A 275-nucleotide genomic window follows, 5' to 3' on the forward strand; every position below is an offset into this window, starting at 1 on the left:
ACCTCAATCTTTTGTCCTTCAAGGTACTCGTTCATTTCAAAAAATTTAACGTTTACTTCATCTGATATCTTTTTTAACAAAGGTTTTACTGTGAAAAGCATATAATTTTTCGTTTGCTTCTCTACATCAGCCATTTCGCCATATAACAAAGCGGTTGGAATACCAAAAGCCATTGCTACTTGATGTAAGAACCCATTCGTTACTTTATTGATTTCCTCCACACTCTGACCAGAGTTTCCGCCACCTGATGTTTCAGCATACTTAAAACCTGGTTG

At 36.4% G+C, this 275-nt stretch carries 1 pseudogene; it reads right to left on the minus strand.

Annotation, left to right across the window (positions count from 1 at the left end):
• Nucleotides 1–275, minus strand: a pseudogene (locus JDS99_RS31280) (phage portal protein); the annotation flags it as partial.

This window comes from Bacillus cereus group sp. N6 (genome assembly GCF_016483705.1).
GTDB lineage: Bacteria > Bacillota > Bacilli > Bacillales > Bacillaceae_G > Bacillus_A > Bacillus_A wiedmannii.